Annotated in this window: 21 protein-coding genes; 9 read left to right on the top strand and 12 right to left on the bottom strand. The window is 62.9% G+C overall.

Annotated features, from left to right (window positions below; all coding sequences use genetic code 11):
- Position 1 precedes the first annotated feature (1 nt).
- Positions 2 to 217, bottom strand: coding sequence for a DUF2934 domain-containing protein (locus NKH59_RS02815; RefSeq protein ID WP_023676165.1), 216 nt, complete (start codon positions 215 to 217; stop codon positions 2 to 4).
- Here NKH59_RS02815 and NKH59_RS02810 point away from each other — a divergent pair.
- The 9 genes from NKH59_RS02810 to NKH59_RS02770 all read left to right on the top strand — a co-directional run bounded on the left by NKH59_RS02810 (position 216) and on the right by NKH59_RS02770 (position 6863).
- The gene (locus NKH59_RS02810) at positions 216 to 836 is read left to right on the top strand and encodes a hypothetical protein (RefSeq protein ID WP_352473430.1); all 621 of its coding nucleotides are present in this window, start codon (positions 216 to 218) and stop codon (positions 834 to 836) included. The genes NKH59_RS02815 and NKH59_RS02810 overlap by 2 nt on opposite strands.
- A complete protein-coding gene (locus NKH59_RS02805; protein WP_352502156.1) occupies positions 833 to 2053 on the top strand; it encodes an NRAMP family divalent metal transporter in 1221 nt (406 codons plus the stop codon). The genes NKH59_RS02810 and NKH59_RS02805 overlap by 4 nt, the downstream gene beginning before the upstream one ends.
- Entirely contained in the window at positions 2053 to 2415 is a 363-nt protein-coding gene (locus tag NKH59_RS02800) for a hypothetical protein (RefSeq protein ID WP_352502157.1), read from the top strand. Before NKH59_RS02805 ends, NKH59_RS02800 begins: the two co-directional genes overlap by 1 nt.
- A complete protein-coding gene (locus NKH59_RS02795) occupies positions 2415 to 2753 on the top strand; it encodes a hypothetical protein (protein WP_352830903.1) in 339 nt (112 codons plus the stop codon). The genes NKH59_RS02800 and NKH59_RS02795 overlap by 1 nt, the downstream gene beginning before the upstream one ends.
- Positions 2754 to 2787: 34 nt before the next feature.
- A complete protein-coding gene (locus NKH59_RS02790) occupies positions 2788 to 4074 on the top strand; it encodes an SDR family oxidoreductase (RefSeq protein ID WP_353020791.1) in 1287 nt (428 codons plus the stop codon).
- Positions 4074 to 4547 carry a DUF2269 family protein gene (locus NKH59_RS02785; protein WP_352473424.1) on the top strand — a complete coding sequence of 158 codons (474 nt, stop codon included), beginning with the start codon at positions 4074 to 4076 and terminating at the stop codon, positions 4545 to 4547. Before NKH59_RS02790 ends, NKH59_RS02785 begins: the two co-directional genes overlap by 1 nt.
- A gap of 269 nt (positions 4548 to 4816) precedes the next feature.
- Positions 4817 to 5545 (top strand): hypothetical protein, encoded by a 729-nt coding sequence (locus tag NKH59_RS02780; RefSeq protein WP_352502160.1) that lies wholly within the window; start codon positions 4817 to 4819, stop codon positions 5543 to 5545.
- Positions 5542 to 5937: a phage holin family protein gene (locus tag NKH59_RS02775; protein ID WP_352502161.1), complete on the top strand. Its 396-nt coding sequence runs from the start codon at positions 5542 to 5544 to the stop codon at positions 5935 to 5937. The genes NKH59_RS02780 and NKH59_RS02775 overlap by 4 nt, the downstream gene beginning before the upstream one ends.
- Complete coding sequence (locus NKH59_RS02770) at positions 5934 to 6863, top strand: hypothetical protein (RefSeq protein ID WP_352502162.1); 930 nt, start codon at positions 5934 to 5936, stop codon at positions 6861 to 6863. The genes NKH59_RS02775 and NKH59_RS02770 overlap by 4 nt, the downstream gene beginning before the upstream one ends.
- Before the next feature lie 297 nt (positions 6864 to 7160).
- Here NKH59_RS02770 and NKH59_RS02765 read toward each other — a convergent pair whose 3' ends face one another.
- The 11 genes from NKH59_RS02765 to NKH59_RS02715 form a co-directional block, all read right to left on the bottom strand.
- Entirely contained in the window at positions 7161 to 7682 is a 522-nt protein-coding gene (locus tag NKH59_RS02765; protein ID WP_352472854.1) for a ferritin-like domain-containing protein, read from the bottom strand.
- Between the two features lie 526 nt (positions 7683 to 8208).
- Positions 8209 to 8622 carry a c-type cytochrome gene (locus NKH59_RS02760; RefSeq protein ID WP_352472855.1) on the bottom strand — a complete coding sequence of 138 codons (414 nt, stop codon included), beginning with the start codon at positions 8620 to 8622 and terminating at the stop codon, positions 8209 to 8211.
- Positions 8603 to 9487, bottom strand: a complete 885-nt coding sequence (locus NKH59_RS02755; protein WP_352502163.1) for a cytochrome c oxidase assembly protein — start codon at positions 9485 to 9487, stop codon at positions 8603 to 8605. The genes NKH59_RS02760 and NKH59_RS02755 overlap by 20 nt, the downstream gene beginning before the upstream one ends.
- On the bottom strand, positions 9484 to 9825 hold the full coding sequence (locus tag NKH59_RS02750; protein ID WP_352472927.1) for a hypothetical protein: 342 nt from the start codon (positions 9823 to 9825) through the stop codon (positions 9484 to 9486). Before NKH59_RS02750 ends, NKH59_RS02755 begins: the two co-directional genes overlap by 4 nt.
- A 1-nt stretch (position 9826) precedes the next feature.
- Complete coding sequence (locus NKH59_RS02745) at positions 9827 to 10432, bottom strand: cytochrome c oxidase subunit 3 (protein ID WP_352472857.1); 606 nt, start codon at positions 10430 to 10432, stop codon at positions 9827 to 9829.
- On the bottom strand, positions 10429 to 12405 hold the full coding sequence (gene ctaD, locus NKH59_RS02740) for a cytochrome c oxidase subunit I (protein WP_352502164.1): 1977 nt from the start codon (positions 12403 to 12405) through the stop codon (positions 10429 to 10431). The genes NKH59_RS02745 and ctaD overlap by 4 nt, the downstream gene beginning before the upstream one ends.
- Positions 12402 to 13376 (bottom strand): cytochrome c oxidase subunit II, encoded by a 975-nt coding sequence (gene coxB, locus NKH59_RS02735; RefSeq protein WP_352502165.1) that lies wholly within the window; start codon positions 13374 to 13376, stop codon positions 12402 to 12404. Before coxB ends, ctaD begins: the two co-directional genes overlap by 4 nt.
- Before the next feature lie 38 nt (positions 13377 to 13414).
- Complete coding sequence (locus tag NKH59_RS02730) at positions 13415 to 13948, bottom strand: c-type cytochrome (protein WP_352830893.1); 534 nt, start codon at positions 13946 to 13948, stop codon at positions 13415 to 13417.
- 1 nt (position 13949) lies between these two features.
- Positions 13950 to 14813: a substrate-binding domain-containing protein gene (locus tag NKH59_RS02725; RefSeq protein WP_352502167.1), complete on the bottom strand. Its 864-nt coding sequence runs from the start codon at positions 14811 to 14813 to the stop codon at positions 13950 to 13952.
- Positions 14794 to 16596: a methanol/ethanol family PQQ-dependent dehydrogenase gene (locus NKH59_RS02720; RefSeq protein ID WP_352502168.1), complete on the bottom strand. Its 1803-nt coding sequence runs from the start codon at positions 16594 to 16596 to the stop codon at positions 14794 to 14796. The genes NKH59_RS02725 and NKH59_RS02720 overlap by 20 nt, the downstream gene beginning before the upstream one ends.
- A 59-nt stretch (positions 16597 to 16655) precedes the next feature.
- Positions 16656 to 17321, bottom strand: coding sequence for a GlcG/HbpS family heme-binding protein (locus NKH59_RS02715; protein ID WP_352502169.1), 666 nt, complete (start codon positions 17319 to 17321; stop codon positions 16656 to 16658).
- Between the last annotated feature and the right edge of the window lie 63 nt (positions 17322 to 17384).

Here is a 17384-nt window from a genome sequence, read left to right as displayed (position 1 = left end):
CTCATGTCCCTCGCCGCCGCTTGCTGCCGCGTGCCTCCGGATCGGAGCCGGCCTCGACCGTTGGATCGGGCACGACCGGGCCGCGTTCGGCCTCGGAACCCTCAGCTTCGATCTCCTGCACGGCCTGATCCCAATGCTCGCGCTCGCGTCCTTGCGGACGGCCTTCGCGCTCCCAGATCTCATGGGCTCGCTGCCTGATACGCTCTTCCCTGTCCATGGCCTTTGCCTCGTCATCCCCTAATCCGGCGATCGCTGGTTTGTTCCGCGGTGCCAGCGCCGTTCATCGCGATTCAGTTGACCTGATCACCCAGCGCTCTAGATCAAACTTCGCGCCGAAGTCGCCTGGTGCCGGGGAGAACAATCGTGTGGCAGCAACGCTACAAGCACGTATTGTAAATGCCGTTACAGCCGTCGGTTCTCGACCAGACCGCCTGCGCTTGCTGCTGATAATATTTGTAGTGACGGCATGCTCGCCTTCCGGCCAGGTCGAGCAGCAGTCGAAAACCGCGGCTTCCGCCACACAGACCGCATCGCTGGTCCTGGAGAGCTGGATCGCTGGGGAAGCCCCGTCGGAATACACGTCGCGCACTTTGCAATCGGCCGGCAAGGCGCTCGCCGATGCCGGTGCGCAAATCCAGTCCGGCAAGTCGCCTGAGTCCAGCGGCCAAGCCGGTCTGAAGATGGCGGTTGGACGGCTTTCGGCAGCGGTAATTCGCGCGGCGACGGCCGTGCAGAACGGCAACCGCTCGGAAGTGGAACACGCGCAGCAGGATCTGCGGGCCGCCGCCGCCGACCTGAGCACGTCCTACGCGAAATATTTCGCGCCGAAATCATGAAGAAGCTGCTCGAAATATCGCTCGGCGTCGTCACCAGCGTTGGCGGCTTTCTTGAGGTCGGATCAATGGCGACCGCCGCCCAGGCCGGCGCGGCGTTCAGGTTTCAGCTGATATGGGCCGTCGTCCTGGGCACGATCTGCATCATCTTCCTGGTCGAAATGGCCGGACGCTTCGCCGCAGTTAGTCATCACACCATCGCCGACGGGATCCGGGAACGGTTTGGCTTCAACGCCTTTCTGTGGCCGTTGCTCGCCACTTTGCTGGTTAACTTCCTGGTCATGGCAGCCGAAATCGGCGGTGTTGCCATTGCGCTCGAGCTCGCCACCGGCATCGGCTTTCAGTGGTGGGCGCTGCCGGTCGCTTTTCTGGCATGGCTGTTCCTTTGGAAAGGCACGTTCGGACTCATCGAAAAAGGCGTCGCGATCCTCGGGCTGGTCACGCTGTGCTTCGTGGTTGGCGCCGTCATGCTGAAGCCCGATTGGGGGCAGGTCGCGGCCGGGGCCGTGCCAACACTGCCGGATCACGACGCGGCCAACTACTGGTTCATGGCGGTCAGCATTCTTGGTGCGTCGATCTCGCCCTATCTGTTCATGTTCTATTCGTCGGGAGCGATCGAGGACGAGTGGGACAAGAGCTATCTCGGAGCCAATCGGGCGATTGCCGGCCTGGGCATGAGTTTTGGCGGCACAATCGCTATGGGTGTGCTGATTGTGGCGGCGCTCGTTCTGGCAGCACACGGCATAGTGCAGGTCGACGACTACCACCAACTGCCGCTGATGCTGATCCAGATCTTCGGTTTCTGGGGATTTGTCCTGTTCGTTGCGTCACTAGGCATTGCCTGTTTCGGCGCCGCGCTCGAAATCGGCCTGCAGCAAGCCTACCTTGTGGCGCAGGGTTTCGGCTGGACCTGGGGCGAGAACCTGAAACCGCGCGACGACCCGGGCTTCAGCGCCGTGTATACGGTCTCGCTGTTTCTCGCCGCCATTCCGATCGCACTGGGTCTCGATCCGCTGAAGCTCACCATCTTCTCCATGGCGCTGACGGCCGCCAGCCTGCCGCTAACCGTGGTGCCGTTCCTCTTCCTGCTGAACGACGAGCGTTATGTCGGCGAGCACCGCAATGGCATGATAGCGAATGCCGCGGTCATCTTCATCATCGCGCTCGGTTTCGTGCTCGCGATCGTGACCATTCCTTTGCAGATATTCGGAGGCACGTGATGGATTTGCTGCGCGACATCCTGGACAAGCAAGTGGTCGACCGCGAGCAGGTCAAGATCGGCAAGGTTGACGGGCTGGTGGCCGAACTCAGGCCAGGCAAGCCGGCAAAAATCATTGCGGTCGAGCTCGGCTCGATCACGCTGGCGCGCCGGCTTGGCCAGCGGCCCGGGCGCTGGATGGCGCGGCTTGCGGCAAGGCTCGGCGGCAAGCGCCATGCCGAGCCGCACCGCATCGCCTGGAACAAGCTGCGCGACATCGGCGTCGACATCGAGTTCGATATCGACGTCCGCGAAACGGCGATTTTCGACTGGCAGGACTGGCTGCGCGACCGTGTCATTGGGCGTATCCCGGGAGCTGGATGATGGCTACTATCAATCTCGAGCAATTGGCTGGCAGGAATGTGCTTTCGCAGCGCGGCAAAAGCATCGGTCATATCGAGGAGATACGCGCAGAATCGGATGGCGACGACCTGGTGATTGCCGAGTACCATGTCGGCATCTACGCGGCCTTCGAGCGTCTGTCCGCTTCGGCCATCGGCATTGCGGTCCTCAATGTCTTTCGACTGCGCAGTCGCGAAAGCATGTACCGCATCGCTTGGGACAAGCTCGACATCTCCGATCCGGCGCGGCCGCGGTTGTTATGCACGACGGAAGAACTTTCCGGTATGAAGGGGAGTATCGAGGGCGATAAACCGGAATGAACGATACTTTCCCGCCGTCGGAGAATGGGGTCCAGTGAAAGTCCTGGTTACCGGCGCCACCGGCCTAATCGGTGCCTCCGTCGTGGCACGCCTTCTTTCCGAAGGACATGAGGTGATCGGATTGGTCCGCAGCCCCGGCGCAAACCGGACCGGCAATTATCAATTGCTGGTGCTGGACATGGCGGTGGCGCTGCAGCCCGAAGACTGGCTACCGCATCTCAGGGGCATAGACGCCGTCGTCAATTGTGCCGGCGTTCTGCAGGATAGCCCTCGTGAAAAGACGCGCGAAGTCCATCGCGAGGCGGCGGCAGCACTCTTCCTCGCCTGTGCGCGGGCAGGGGTTGCCCGGGTGATCCACTTCTCGGCAATCGGCGTCGATCGGGCGCAGCCTTCGGCATTCTCGGTGACGAAGCTGGCTGGCGACCAAGCGCTTATGGCGCTTGATCTGGATTGGGTGATCCTGCGCCCGTCCGTGGTGCTCGGCCGGCCGGTGTTTGGGGCCAGCGCATTGTTTAGGGGTCTCGCCTCGCTGCCGGTGCTGCCGTCCATGCCCGGCACCGGCCGGCTCCAAGTGGTGCAGCTCGACGACGTGGTCTCAACCGTCGTCTTCCTTCTCGATCCCGCCAGTCCGTCTCGCATCGTGCTGGAACTTGTCGGTCCCGAACAGCTGAGCACGGACGAGGTCGTCGGCAGCTATCGCCGATGGCTCGGCTGGGCTCCTGCAGCCAGGTTTGTCTTGCCGGCGGCTGTTGCAAGGCTTCTCTACCGCCTCGGCGACCTTGCCGCGATGTTCGGCTGGCGTCCACCGATGCGCACCAACGCGGCCAGAGAGATTGCCCGAGGAGCGGTTGGAGATCCCTCGGACTGGACCGCCACGACCGGCATACGCCCGCAAACCCTGGCGGGCTTCCTCGCGCTCAATCCGGCAACGGTGCAGGAAAAATGGTTTGCCCGGCTGTATTTCATCAAGCCTGCGATCTTCGTCGTCCTGCCCTTCTTGTGGATCGTGACGGGAATTGTGTCGCTGACCACCGGCTACGGCAGCGGCGTCGATCTGATGCAAGGCACTGGGGCGGGCATCTTGTCGGCGCCGATCGTGATAGCCGGTGCTCTTGCCGACATCGCCGTCGGCGCGCTCCTAGCCTGGCGGCCGGCGGCGCGAAAAGGCCTCTATGGCGGCATCGCGCTCTCGCTCTTCTACCTGGTCGTCGGAAGCTTTCTGAGCCCCGAGCTGTGGAACGACCCGCTTGGGCCGTTCCTCAAGGTGTTGCCGATCCTGGTGCTGCACTTTGTGGCCTTGGCAGTGCTGGAGGAGCGTTGATGCTCTATTTCCTGCTGAAATTTCTGCATGTCATCGGCGCATCCGTGCTGCTTGGTACCGGCGCCGGTATCGCTTTCTTCATGTTGCTCGCCCACAGGACCGGCAATGCCGCGACGGTTGCGGCGGTGGCGCGTGTCGTCGTCGTCGCCGACTTCCTTTTCACCGCGACGGCCGTGGTCGCGCAACCTTTGACCGGAGCCGCGCTCGCCTGGCAGGCCGGCTACTCGCTGTCGGAGGGCTGGATCGTACTTTCGATCGCGCTCTATATCTTCACCGGAATGTTCTGGCTCCCGGTCGTCTGGATGCAAATGGAGATGCGCAAGCTGGCATCGCAAGCCGCCGCTGCAGGCGCGCCGTTGCCGCCGCGCTATCATCGGCTCTTCTGGCTGTGGTTCGCCTTCGGCTTCCCCGCCTTCGCTGCCGTACTCGGGATTTTCTGGCTGATGATCGCGCGGCCTGCGATCGAGTGGTAGGTCGCAGGCAGGTCCCACTGCGATAATGCCCAGTCAAAGCACTACGGAAAGATTCCGGCCCATGCAGCGCCATGTGCCGGAGCGGACCTGCGCCTCGACCTGTAAGTCGCACCGGAGTCCGGTCTCGTATCATTTCCAACCGCGCGCTCACCGCCATCGGCACAGGACAACATCCCGTCTTGAGGCTGGTTAGGCTTCGCTTACCAAAAAAGATGACGCCTGAGGGGAACACGGGAAGCACAGGCAAGTTCGGTGCGCAGTGGAGGAGATTGCGCCATGAACAGCGTTATTTATCTCATCGGCCTCGTCGTCGTCGTGCTTGCGATCCTCTCCTTCCTCGGATTCCACTAGGAGACACCATGCAGGACCAGGACGATCAGGGCCGTCAGACGGCCGATTTCGAGACAGCCAGAAGCGAGCTTTCGGAAAGACTACAGCGAGAAAAGCAGACCGCGACGGAAGCGCTCCACGATGCGCGTGACGAGATCACCAGGAAAGCCGGAGACTCCGCATCGGAAGCAAAGCAAGCATTGTTCAACAAGGCGGAGGGAACGCAGCGCGACGTGAGCGCCAATCTGAAGGCCTTCAGCGGCGCATTGCGCGCGGCAAGCGAGCATCTTGCCAATAGTGATCAACGGACCGCTTCGAAATTCGCCCTTGACGCCGCAGGCGGGCTCGAGCGGCTTTCCTCGTCCCTGAAGGATAAACCGTTCGACGAGGTGCTTGGCGAAATTCAGTCGTTCGGCCGCGAAAACTCGGGGGCGCTGATCGCCGGTTCGGTATTGGCAGGCCTGGCGCTGGGGCGGTTCATCAAGAGCTCGCCGCCCTCTGCCCAAGCCGGAGCACCGCGCCGGTCGGGAGCAGGCCGGGCGCCCGAGACCGGTCCTAGCTCGAATGAGTTCGGAGGGCGATCGGCAGAGGCAGTGGAGCCGGCCCCGCTAGTATCCGATCAGTCCGGCGATGACTGGGCCAATGCAAGCCTGGAGCAAAACCCATGACTGACAATCAGGACACTCGCAGCCTGACAACCCTTGTCAGCGATCTGGCACAGCAGGTCACAACACTGCTTCAAACCGAAAGCAGGCTGTTGCGGGCTGAAATGTCGGAAAAGGTAAGCAAGGCCGGCGCCGGCGCCGTGGAGGTAATGGGAGGCGCCATTTGCCTGCTCGCCGCCCTGATAGTGCTTTTGCAGGCGCTGGTGATTGCCTTGGCGAGCGCCGGGCTGGGAGCCGGATGGTCCTCGCTGCTCGTCGGCGTCGTGGTGGCAGTACTGGGCGTCATACTCTTGCGCTCCGGCAAGGCAAGCATGGCTCCCTCAGAGTTGACCCCCGACCGGACACAAGACCAACTTAAACGCGACGCACGCGTGATCAAGGAACAGATAAGATGACCGACAAATCCGCAGCCGAGTTGGAACGCGATGCTGATATTGCTCGCGCCAGAGTGGCAGATACCGCAGACTCGATCCGCAGCAAGATGACACCGGGCCAACTGATCGACGAATTCACCGGGATGTTCAGCGGCGAGGGATCCGCCATGCTCAGCAATCTTAAGACTCAGGTCAGGGACAATCCGTTGCCGCTTACATTGGTCGGCGCGGGCCTGGCCTGGCTGATGCTTGGCAAGGGCACGTCGGTAGACAGTTCAGCACTTGGTGCCTATTCGACCAGCAGGGAACCTGACGGCAGCCGAACCTTCTCTGACCAGCGGAGCTTGGGCGGGGCCTGGCAGGACTCAAGCGGCGATGAGTACGGTGCCGAGAGCGAAGATTCCGCCGGCTCCATGCTCTCCGATGCCGCTCGTTCGGTTGCTTCCGTGGCAGGCGGTGGGACTGAGGCTGTCGCAGACGTTGCGAGCGGCGCCAAAGAAAGATTAAGAAGCACGGCCGGGCAGTTCGGCTCGAGCGCCAACGATATGGCGGGGCGGGTGCGGCAGTCGACGCGGGACCTGTTCCAGCGCGAACCTCTGGCAATGGCCGCGGTGGGCCTTGCCGTGGGCACCGCCATCGGCGTGATGCTGCCTCACACCGCCGCGGAAGACGAACAACTCGGCCCCTACCGCGACAAGCTTCGTGACAGTGCCGAGGAGCTCTTTGAAGAAGGCGTGGAACAAGCCAAGCAGGTCGCCGCCGAAGCATATGAGACTGTAAAGGAAGAGGCTGACCGACAGGGTTCCAGCAGCGACGCCGAGACCTTGGTCGACCGCGTCAAGAAAGTCGTGAAAAAGACGGCAAGCAAAACTGAGGAAGCGATTCGCGATCGTTTGCCGGAGACCGACGAGGTTCCCAGTTCGAACGATTCTCCCGAAACAACGTGATAGCGCTGCGGTCGTTCGTGGCGATTCCGACCACGGGCCGCCTCGCGGTTGGCACATCGAAGTCGGCTAGGAGTCCGCAACCTTCCGCAGACAAATATGATCGCGGCGCTCAAGTCATTAGCCGAGGCGCTCCGGTCCGTTCCGATTCTTCGCTCTGAATCCGTTCGGTTCGTCGGGCTGCATGAAGCGCGTCTGGCCAACGGGCCTCAGCAGCACTGTCCATTCTGAAAAAAAACAACCACCCCGTCAATTCGACAGGGGTGGTTGCTAGGAATTCCTCTCGGCCCGCCGGGCGGCCTAACTCTTGGCGGTCTCTCCCGCCTCACGCAGCCTGGCGTATTGCAAGGTGACACCGCGCAGGTTCTGCCTCAACCAGTCGGCCATTTTCTCTTCTTCGCTGAGATTCTGCTGAAGGGAATTGGTTGCCTGACTAAACCCTCCGGCCTCGGCGAGTACGAGCAACGAGTTGTAAGCGGCGATCTCGTAATTTTCGAATGCAAAGTTGGCGAAGCTGTTCTTGAGGATTTCGTCGCCGGCTACGGAATGTCCCATCGCGGCCATGCTGCCGACCATCGACATGGCCGTGTCCTTCAATGTGGAATGGTCCTCACCGAGGCCATCCAGAATGGATTCCAGGCGGGCCATCTGCCCTTCGGTCTCCGTGATATGCTGCTGCAGGCGGTCGGCGACCTGCGGATAGTTCTCGATCCGCTTGACCTGAGGTTTCATGATCGACAGTGCCTGGTTCTCCATGGCGTGGGCGTTGCGCAGCCCGACAATGAAGATCGAGCGGGTTTCGGAATTGACATCAGTATCCATAGGATTTCCTCGCGGTTTGACGTGTAGAACCAAACCGTGGCTATGCCGATTTGTTCCTGGCGAGGTGTTGACTGTCGAGCTTTTACACCTAACCCTGCTCTTCAAGAAGTGCAGCATAAACAGCTCTCACAACCTGCGACAGTACGTCGAAAGCATAGCCGATGTGCAAACGGTCGCACGGCGTATGGTAGTCTCGTTCCCCACCATATTGAGGGTAGGAATGTTGCCCACATCGGCGTGTTGCGGACGACGACGTCGGACCGGACTCGGCCCCCTCGCCAAAGAAGCTCATATCCGAGATGCCCGCGAAACAATCCGCACCAGCAGATTGCCCGGGCCATAGCGGGCGCTCGCGTCGGCCGCGATGTGCGACGCGACCGCGGGCAGCCTCGCCGATGCGGGCCGGTTCCGAAAGGTTCGTCGGCAAGCAAGGCATCGAGCCGAAGGCGGTGACGATTGCCGGTCCGGCAAACCGGCATCGGTAGACTGCCGGCAGTGTTTGATCTCGACTAGGCGAGCAACGATGTCATTTCAGCGAATAGAGGTAGGCAGCGACGTCCCGCGCCTCCTGATCGGAAATTCTGGTCGAAGGCATTGCCGTATGCGGATTGATCTCCCTTGCCGCACGGATCCAGCGGATCAGGTTCTCCGGCCTATTGCGCAAGACGCCGCCGACATAGACCCGGGTGGCCAGGCTTGCGTCGAGGCGTGGACCGACTAACCCTTGCGCGCCGGGAACGCCGGTGATGGTGTGGCAACCGGCGCAGCCATTGGCCATCATGATCGGAATGGCGCGGGCGCCGACGCCGCCGGTCGCATTGTCGGCCTTCTGCTCGACCCGACGGCTTTGCTCGAAGTACAACAAAATCCCGGCCAGGGCTGCAACGAGCACGACAATAACCGCAGCGCCGATTACGGCTTTAGACAGCGTGAAGCGCATGCGACGCCTCCCGGTCCTTTCGGCTGCTCGAGCGGATCCACAGGCCGGCCAGCAGCAACGCCGCGCCGCCATAGATCAGGCCGGCCGGAACCCACATGACCAGACCGGCGAGTTGCTGGTCCTCGAGCGGGCTAAGATTCCATAGGTCTGCGCCTGCGCCATTTTCCGGATACCACAGCCTTGGCGAGACCAGGAGCAGCACTCCGAGCAGGCCAGTGTGCAGCGACGTGAAGAAGAGGTGCATGACTGCGCTGCCACAGGCTTGTTCGCGGCCTGAACGCGGCAGCAGCACCCACCAGAACAGCAGGCCGGAACCGAAGAAGCTGGCATGTTGCGCGTAATGAAGGACACCCTGTGCAAGCGCCGCCTCGAACAGCGCCGGAATATGCCATGCCCATATGGCGACGCCGTGCAGGACGGTGGCCGTTACAGGGCGGCTGATGGTGGCCCAAACCGCCTGCAGCATCTTCGCGTGCCCGGCTGGGCCAAATGCCAGCCGCAGCTTGATCGGCAATGCCCACATCATCGCCGCCGCCGGCCGGGAGGCGACCAGCAGGGGTGCCGCCACCGCCATCAACAGTTCGTGCTCGATCATGTGGGCGGTGAAGACCCGCTCACCGAATGCGTGGAGCGGGCTGACCAGTGCTGCCGCCAAAATGGCCCAGCCGGTTGCAAACAGCAGGGCTTGCCGCAACCGCAACGGGCGGCTGCGGGCACTCCGCCGCCACAGCCGAAAGGCGCCTGCCGCGTAAAGCAGTGCGACCAAGGTTAGCGGCAGCGTGATCGGCAACGCCAGCGTCCAGCCGGCCTGCGCGGCGCCGGCACCGTAGCAGATCGTGGTAGAGAAGAGCGCGTCGAAGCTCATCGCAGGCAGCCGTCAAGAATGAGCGAGGCGGCGCCTTGCATGACAATTACCAGCGCAAACAGCACCGCGCTGAGAATGCCGATATTGGCGACGAAATCCTCGGTGCCGCGCGTACGATCCGGTTTAAAGGCGGCGCCACCTTGCTGGCGCGCCCGCCACGAAAGCACGCCGCCGAGCAAGGCCAGCACTGTCAGCACCAGCGCAATGACCAGTATGAGGGGAACGCCGTGGGCGCACTGCCACTCCACGAACGCATAGTTCAGCTGCGTCGACACCGCCCAGGCCAAAGGCCCGGACAACAGCCCGCCCCATGATGTGCCCAAGCGAAGCGCACGCATCTCAGTCAAGCCTCGGCATCCAGTAGATCAACAGATAGATCGGGATCCAAGTCGCGACCACGAAATCCCAGTAGAAGACGTTGTCGCCAACGTCCCCGAAACGCCGGCCGTTATAGCCATGGCGCGTGAACATCAGGACCGTCAGCACCAGCGTATCGCCGACGTCGGTAATCAGATGCGTTGTGTGGAGGCCGAGCAGGACCCACAGCATTGAGCCGTACGCATTGGTATCCCAATAGATGTTGAGGGCCGGAAACTCGAACCACCGCACGACAAGCGGTGCGATACCGAGCAGCGACATGACGATCAGGCCGATGCGCACGGGCACCATGGCACAGGCTTCGGCATAGCGGTTCAGTATGTGGTTGGGCACCACGCTGGCGAGCAGCAACAGCGTGACGATGGTGCCTGGCCAATGGTTGGGCGGCGGCACGCCCAGCGGCCATTCGGGCGACAGATAGGCAAGATAAAGATAGGCGCCTGCGGCGAGCGCGAACCCAGTGCCCTCCAGCGCCATGAAGGCGAGAGTGCCCCACCAGGTCGGGCTGCGTGGTCCGAGCCCGAAGGTCGGGAGTTGGGAAAGATCGGCGGTAGGGCGCTGTTTCATTCCTCATCCTCCGGGTCGCCTTTCGGCCAGAACCAGCCGATCAGAGTGATGGCAATCGGCCCGGCTCCCCAGACCACCGCCCACGGGCTGAAGATCGAATAGAGAAAGGTGGCGCCGACGGCGAGCGCGGCGAACAATGGCCAGATCGACGGTGTCGCCGACTTCTCGCGCACATCTGGATGCGCCTCTGCCACGGTCGATATGACAAGTTCGCGCGCGTCGACGCGAAGCCCGGTCGCGACAGGCAGCGTGTCACGTTCGGCCCAGAGCGGCTCGGCGTGGGTAACCACCGGGATCCGAGCGAAATTATAGCTCGGCGGTGGAGAGCTCGTCGCCCATTCCAGCGTGCCAGCATTCCAGGGATTGTCCCCCGCCGGGGCGCCCCTCGAGGCGCTGTACACCAGGTTTATAGTGAACAGAACGAAGCTTAGGAACAGGATGACCGCGCCGGCTGTGATGAACAGGTTGATGTTGCCCCAGCCGAGTTCCACCGGATAGGTGTAGACCCGCCGCGGCATACCCCACAGGCCGACAAAGTGCATCGGAAAGAACGCCGCATTGAAGCCTAGGAAGGCAAGCCAGAAGTGCCAGCGTCCGAGACGTTCGCTCATCATCCGGCCGGTGATCTTGGGGAACCAGAAATAGGTCGCGCCGAGCAGCGGGAACACCGACCCGCCGATCAGCACGTAATGGAAATGCGCGACCACGAAATAGGTGTCGTGCACTTGCAGGTCCAATGGCACCGACGCCAGCATCACCCCAGTCAGGCCGCCCGCGACGAACGTGAAGAAGAAGCCGAACACAAACAGCAGCGGCGTCCGGATTACAGGGCGTCCGTCCCACAATGTCGCCAGCCAGCAGAAGATCTGCAGCCCGTTCGGGATGGCGATCAGCATGCTCGAGGCGGTGAAGAAGCTCGCGCCGAGCTTGGGCAGACCGGTTGCGAACATGTGGTGAACCCACAGGCCGAACGACAGAAAGCCGACCGCGATCAAGGCCAGTACCATGCCCAGATAGCCGAATACCGGACGCCGGGCGAAAGCGGCGATGATCGAGGACACCACGCCGGTAGCCGGCAGGAATATGATGTAGACTTCGGGGTGGCCGAAGAACCAGAACAGGTGCTGGAACAGCAAAACGTCGCCGCCCTCGGCGGGATTGAAGATATGGGTGCCGACCAGCCGGTCGAGGATCAGGAACGTCGACGTGATCATGACCGCCGGCATGGCGAACACGATTACGAAAGAGGTGACCAGCATCGCCCAGACGTAGAGCGGAATCTTATCGAGCGACATGCCCGGCGCACGCTGCTTCAGCACGGTTACGATGGTGGCGACCGCGACCGCCAGCGATGACACTTCGGTGTAAGTGATCATCTGCGCCCACACGTCGGAACGCTTGCCTGGCCCAAATTCAGGACCGGACAGCGGCACGTAGGAGAACCAGCCGACGTCGGGCGCCATGTCGAGTGCAAACGACACCCAAGCGAAGAGGCCACCGGAGAGATAAATCCAGAAGCTGAATGCATTGAGGCGCGGAAAGGCGATGTTGCGGGTGCCGACCATCAGTGGCACGAGGTAGATGCCGGTCGCCTGAACGATCGGCACTGCAAACAGGAACATCATGGTCACGCCATGCATGGTGAACAGCTGGTTGTAGCGGTCGGGCCCGATCAGCCCACGCTCCGGCCCCGACAGTTGGATGCGCATGGCAACGGCGCTGAGGCCACCGAGGCACAGGAAGACGAAAGCGGTGATCAGGTAGCGCCGCGCGACAATTTTGTGGTCGACGCTCGAGAGCGCACCGATGATGCCTGGCGCCGTCTGCCATGTCCGCGCCAACCAGCCGTCAAGGCTGGAGTCGTCGAGGCCGGTGTCGCGAGGACCGTCGCGCTCGGGAGCTAGGTCACCCTTTTGTGCTGCGGCGCGTTGCTGGGCGAGGTCACGCCCATGGGCCAGGTCGGCGCTACTCATTTCAAGCCCTCGAGATAGGCTACGATTGCATTCAGCTCGTCCCCGTTCAGTCCCACCACGGGCATGTGGGCACCTGGCTTGATCCCTTGCGGATCGGCTATCCAGGCAGCGAGATTGCCCCGGCTCATCGCCAGCGTTCCGGCAGCGAGCGTCCGCCGGCTTGCGATATGTGTAAGGTCGGGAGCGACCGTACCGCCGGCGATGGTGCCGCCGATCTTGTGGCACATCACGCAGGGCCGTTTGAGGAACAGGTCGTGGCCGGTTTTGGCCTCGGCCGACACGGGGGCGGCCGCCGGCCGCAGCTGATCGTTCAGCCAGGCATCGAAGACGGGCCGAGGTTCGGCGATGATGAAGGTGCTCATATTGGCATGCTGCGCGCCGCAGAACTCGGCGCACTGGCCGCGATAGACGCCGGGCTTGTCAGCCTTCAGATCGAGAACGTTCTCGTGGCCTGGAATGAGGTCCAGCTTGCCCGAGAGGTTCGGCACCCAGAAGGAATGGATGACGTCGGTCGAGGTCACTACAAGCCGCACCGGCTCGCCCGCCGGGATGTGGATTTCATTGGCGGTCGTCAGGATGCGGTTCGGCTGATCATTTTCGTAGCGCACCTCCCACCACCATTGATGCCCGGTCACCCGGATCGTCAGCGCCGCATCCGAGCCGATAGCAGCGAGCGTCCGGTTGGCGAAGTAGCTCAGCAGGGTCAGGCCTACCAGGATCAGGGCGGTAGCGGCGAGTGCGGCGACGACAATTCGCATCTTGCTGCGCTCGGCGGCAGCGTCGAGTACAAGTGGATCGCCGAGCGGCGCCGCGCGCCGGGCCAATGGCATGATCAGCACAGCCAGCACTAGAAGCCAGACCACCGTGCACAGCGCGGTGAAGAACCAGATCAGCCACGCAAGCTCACCCGCGGCCGGGCCTTTTGGGTCGAGCGCCGATTGCCAGCCGCTGCATCCTGCAAGGAGCAGCATGAAGGCTGCGCCGCAGCACACCCTGCAAACAAGGCGGTTCACGGCGACTTCCCCAGAGTCGCGGCATCCGGCAGGCGATTTTCGGATGGATGGGGCATCATGTCGTCGTCGCGGCTCGGCGCAGCGGATTTTGGCGCGTTGCCGCTCAACGCGCGGACGAAGGCGGCAAGCTCCCAGATCTGGTCGTCCGGGATCTTGTCGCGGAAGCTCGGCATGCCGTTTGGCCGACCGTCCCTGATCGTGGCGTGGATGCTTTCGATCGAGCTGCCATAGAGCCACTTCTTGTCCATAAGGGCCGGGCCCATGCCGCCACCGCCATTGGCATGGCAACCGGAACAGTTGAACCAGTTGAACAGACGCTTGCCCTCGCTGAGGTGGAAGGCGTTGGCCTCGAACACGCCGGCCTTGGTATCGGACGAGGCCGGCCGTTGGCCGCCCGGCTCGAGGGCCGTCACGGCTGACGGTTGGTCGCCCGAGCCGAGCGCCGACTGTGGACGCGTGTCGCGTTCCTCACGCTGGCACCCGGAAACCGCGAGGATCGCGAACACCAGCAAGGGAAGACCGCGCTTCATTTCAAGGCGCTCCGACAGGATCGAGGCGGGGCACCTGGTAGGCCGCCAGGATCGCGTCGATCTCGTCGCGGTGTCTGGTCAGGGCGGCGTTCACCTCGTCGCGCAGCGTATCGTCGCCACGGCGCACGCCCATCGAGATGTCGTAGATCATCGGCAGTTGCGGGCCGTCCACGCGCGGCGAAACCGGCGTGATCCGCAGCGCCACCTTCTGCTTGGATGCGAAGTAGCCGGCCAACGGTCCCCAGACGACGGCCATGTCGATGTCGCCATTCGCGACCGCCTCAATAATGCGCGCTGGCGGGTTCGGCGCCGAATAGTCGCCATAGACGGGGAAACCGATGAGATGGCCGACGATGCCGCGGCGGCCAAGCGCCTGGACGGGCGGCGAGTTGGCGCCGTCGTCGCCGATCAGTTGGACGCCAATGTGCAGATCGCGCAGGCGAGGATCGTTGAAGGACGTGATTTCTGGCACATCCTTGCGTGTCACGAACACATAGGAAGACCGGTAGTAGGGCGCGGTCATGCGCAGCATCTCGAGATTGACGGGCGCGCCGGGCACCAGATCGCACAAGCCGGCTTTCAGCGTGTTGCGGACGAAGCCGCGCCGCTGTGCCCACCACGTGTAGGACACCGTCGCACCAAGCTCCCCGGCGACGAGTTCGGCAATCTTGTTTTCAAAGCCTTCCCTGGCGGCATTGGAGAACGGCATGTTGTTGGGATCGGCGCAGATCCTCAGCTCGCGCGCATCGGCAAGGGTGGCGACAAGCGAGAGCGCCAGTGCGCCAACCGCGACGGCTAACCGCCGCGAACGCGTTCTCCGTGGCCGCGCAACTCGGCCGATCGTCTCAAGGCAGCCGGAACACATACAGCGTACCTCCCGGCGTGGTTACATCCTTCAGATCTTTCATGACGTTGACGAAGCCGAGCGCGGCGGTGGCGTCGCGCGGGTCGAGATCGCCGGATACGATCGCGCCGGCCCAGCCACCGACGCCCGAAAGAATCGCGACATATTGGTGCCCGTCCGGGCCGCGATAGGTGATCGGCTGGCCGATGATGCCGGACGACGTCTTGAACTGCCAAAGCAGTTCGCCGGTCCTGGCACTGATCGCCTTGAACCAGCCTTCCATAGTGCCGTAGAACACGACGTTGCCGGCGGTGGCGACGGCGCCGCTCCACACCGGAAAGTTCTCCTTCAGGCTCCACGCCGGCTTGGCGGCGGCGACATCCCAGGCCGTGAATGCACCACGATTGCCGCCCGGACCGGGAATCATGCGCACGTTCATGCCGACATAGGGCGTGCCAGCGATGTAATTTACCTCGACGCCTTCTTCGTCCATGCACATGTTGTTGTGCGGAATGTAGAGCAGGCCGGTCTTCGGCGAGAAAGCCGAAGGCTGCCAGTCCTTGAGGCCGGACGCGGTCGGGCAGATGTCGCGCACGACCTTGCCGGTGCCGGTTTTTTTGTCCGGATTTACAATCAGCCGGCCGGTCTTGAGGTCGACGCCCTTGCTGGAATTGACCGGCCCGAACGGCACTGCCGACAGGACCTCGCCCGTGGTGCGATCCAACAGATAGACGTAGCCGTTGCGTTCCGGCCGCACCAGCACCTTGCGGGGCTTGCCCTGCCAGGTCATGTCGAGCAGCACCTGTTCGTTGATGCCGTCGTAGTCGTGCAGATCGTGCGGGGTCCATTGATAGAACCATTTGGCTGCGCCGGTGTCGGGATCGCGGGCAAAGATGCCGGCGGTCCATTTGTTGTCGCCAGGCCGCAGATCCGGATTCCACGGACCGGGATTTCCGGTGCCATGGAAGATCAGGTTGAGGTCCGGGTCATAGGAGATCCAGCCCCACACATTGCCGCCGCCGATCTTCCAGGCGTCGGGCGGCCACGACGTCACGCCGAGATCCTTGCCCTTGTCCATGTCGTAATGCGGCTTGAAATCCGGGCCGATCAGCACCTCGGTGTCCGGGCCGGTGTTGTAGGCCGTCCAGACGACGTGGCCGTCGCCGGCGTCGAGCGCCTTGATCCAGCCGCGTACGCCCATTTCGCCGCCGGAATTGCCGACCAGCACCTTCCCCTTTACCACCAGCGGCGCCATCGTGATGGTCTCGCCGACATTGATGTTGCCGATATGGGTGTTCCAGACCGGTTTGCCGGTGGCCGCATCCACGGCGATGGTGTGGCCGTCGAGCGTGTTGAAATAGATGCGCCCGTTGAAGAAGGCCGCACCGCGGTTCACCACGTCGCAACAGGCAACGCCCTGGGCGGCAGGCTCGGGATTGGGCTCGAACTTCCACTTCATCGGCGCGCCGGGCTTGGTAAGGTCAAGCGCATAGAGGATGTTGGGAAACGGCGTCACTATGTACATCGTGTTGCCGACCACCAGGGGCGCAGCCTCCTGGCCCTTGTTGACGCCGGTCGAGAAGGTGAAGGCCACCTGCAGGGTCTTGACGTTGTCTTCGGTGATTTCCGCGAGATCGCTGTAGCGGGTCGAGGCGTAGTTCTTTGCCGGCATCGCCCACTGGCCGTCGTCGGGCGGAGCGGCTGCGGCCGGCGGATTTATCGCAGGGCTTGACGTTGACTGAGCAACCGCCGCGGTAATCAGCGCGAAGCCCGCCAGCAGCGTCCATCCCAGCATCGCAGTCATAGACCTTTTTCCCCCGTTGGCTGACACACTGGTTTGCACGGCCACCTGTCGCACTTTCTTCATTTGTGTATTGACCCGCCCACGCCGGCGCCGAGCTCCGCCGCCACGTCCGCCTCACTTCCGGCACACAATGGATGCCCCCAGCCGGAGGCGCTCTTGCCGCCGGGATCGAGGTCGTAAATGATGGCGTCCTTGCGGTCTGGGTTGATGCCGGCCGGCACCTTGTCCAGCCCCAGCGCGGCGCGCACGCGCCAGGCGACATTGTGGTCGGCACAAGAGGAATCGCCGCTTATGCCAAGCGCCCCGACCATCCCCTTGGCGTCGTAAAGAGCCAGGCCGCCGCCAAATGCGACGACACCGCCGATGGGCTTTCCCAGCAACGGATCGCTGGAGCTTCCAAATGTCGAAGGATCGCCGGCATAGGCTACCGCTGGATTGACCGGATTGGTGGCCTGCAGGCCGTATAGAGGACCGCCGGGCTGCACCGGCGCATAGAGGTTCGCGGTGGACAACGCCATCTGGGCGAGGCTGAGCCCGTTGGCGGTATTGGCTTTTTCGGCGGCGATCAGCCGGCTGCCGGGCCACTGGGCGTCGGCGGTAGGCCCGCTGAACGCGACGGCGCAGACCGTTCCGTCGCGAGCCACGACTGCGGCCCATTCATGAGTATCGAAGCCGCCATTGCCCGGGCCGCCGCTTGCTTTGACGTTGGCCTTGAGAGCGGCCAACAATTTGTCGTGGTCGGCCGGGCAAGGTGCTTGAGCCCAAGCTTTTTGCTGGACGGCGCAGAT

The organism is Mesorhizobium sp. M0998 (genome assembly GCF_040318885.1).
Taxonomy (GTDB): Bacteria; Pseudomonadota; Alphaproteobacteria; order Rhizobiales; family Rhizobiaceae; genus Mesorhizobium.
This window is presented reverse-complemented; position numbering and strand designations above follow the sequence as displayed.

Excerpts from the sequence above, each read along its gene's own strand:
- NKH59_RS02810 (WP_352473430.1), top strand. The coding sequence starts at position 216 with ATGGCCTTTGCCTCGTCATCCCCTAATCCGGCGATCGCTGGTTTGTTC.
- NKH59_RS02815 (WP_023676165.1), bottom strand. The coding sequence starts at position 217 with ATGGACAGGGAAGAGCGTATCAGGCAGCGAGCCCATGAGATCTGGGAG.
- NKH59_RS02805 (WP_352502156.1), top strand. The coding sequence starts at position 833 with ATGAAGAAGCTGCTCGAAATATCGCTCGGCGTCGTCACCAGCGTTGGC.
- NKH59_RS02800 (WP_352502157.1), top strand. The coding sequence starts at position 2,053 with ATGGATTTGCTGCGCGACATCCTGGACAAGCAAGTGGTCGACCGCGAG.
- NKH59_RS02795 (WP_352830903.1), top strand. The coding sequence starts at position 2,415 with ATGGCTACTATCAATCTCGAGCAATTGGCTGGCAGGAATGTGCTTTCG.
- NKH59_RS02785 (WP_352473424.1), top strand. The coding sequence starts at position 4,074 with ATGCTCTATTTCCTGCTGAAATTTCTGCATGTCATCGGCGCATCCGTG.
- NKH59_RS02775 (WP_352502161.1), top strand. The coding sequence starts at position 5,542 with ATGACTGACAATCAGGACACTCGCAGCCTGACAACCCTTGTCAGCGAT.
- NKH59_RS02770 (WP_352502162.1), top strand. The coding sequence starts at position 5,934 with ATGACCGACAAATCCGCAGCCGAGTTGGAACGCGATGCTGATATTGCT.
- NKH59_RS02765 (WP_352472854.1), bottom strand. The coding sequence starts at position 7,682 with ATGGATACTGATGTCAATTCCGAAACCCGCTCGATCTTCATTGTCGGG.
- NKH59_RS02760 (WP_352472855.1), bottom strand. The coding sequence starts at position 8,622 with ATGCGCTTCACGCTGTCTAAAGCCGTAATCGGCGCTGCGGTTATTGTC.
- NKH59_RS02755 (WP_352502163.1), bottom strand. The coding sequence starts at position 9,487 with ATGAGCTTCGACGCGCTCTTCTCTACCACGATCTGCTACGGTGCCGGC.
- NKH59_RS02750 (WP_352472927.1), bottom strand. The coding sequence starts at position 9,825 with ATGCGTGCGCTTCGCTTGGGCACATCATGGGGCGGGCTGTTGTCCGGG.
- NKH59_RS02745 (WP_352472857.1), bottom strand. The coding sequence starts at position 10,432 with ATGAAACAGCGCCCTACCGCCGATCTTTCCCAACTCCCGACCTTCGGG.
- ctaD (WP_352502164.1), bottom strand. The coding sequence starts at position 12,405 with ATGAGTAGCGCCGACCTGGCCCATGGGCGTGACCTCGCCCAGCAACGC.
- coxB (WP_352502165.1), bottom strand. The coding sequence starts at position 13,376 with ATGCTGCTCCTTGCAGGATGCAGCGGCTGGCAATCGGCGCTCGACCCA.
- NKH59_RS02730 (WP_352830893.1), bottom strand. The coding sequence starts at position 13,948 with ATGAAGCGCGGTCTTCCCTTGCTGGTGTTCGCGATCCTCGCGGTTTCC.
- NKH59_RS02725 (WP_352502167.1), bottom strand. The coding sequence starts at position 14,813 with ATGTGTTCCGGCTGCCTTGAGACGATCGGCCGAGTTGCGCGGCCACGG.
- NKH59_RS02720 (WP_352502168.1), bottom strand. The coding sequence starts at position 16,596 with ATGACTGCGATGCTGGGATGGACGCTGCTGGCGGGCTTCGCGCTGATT.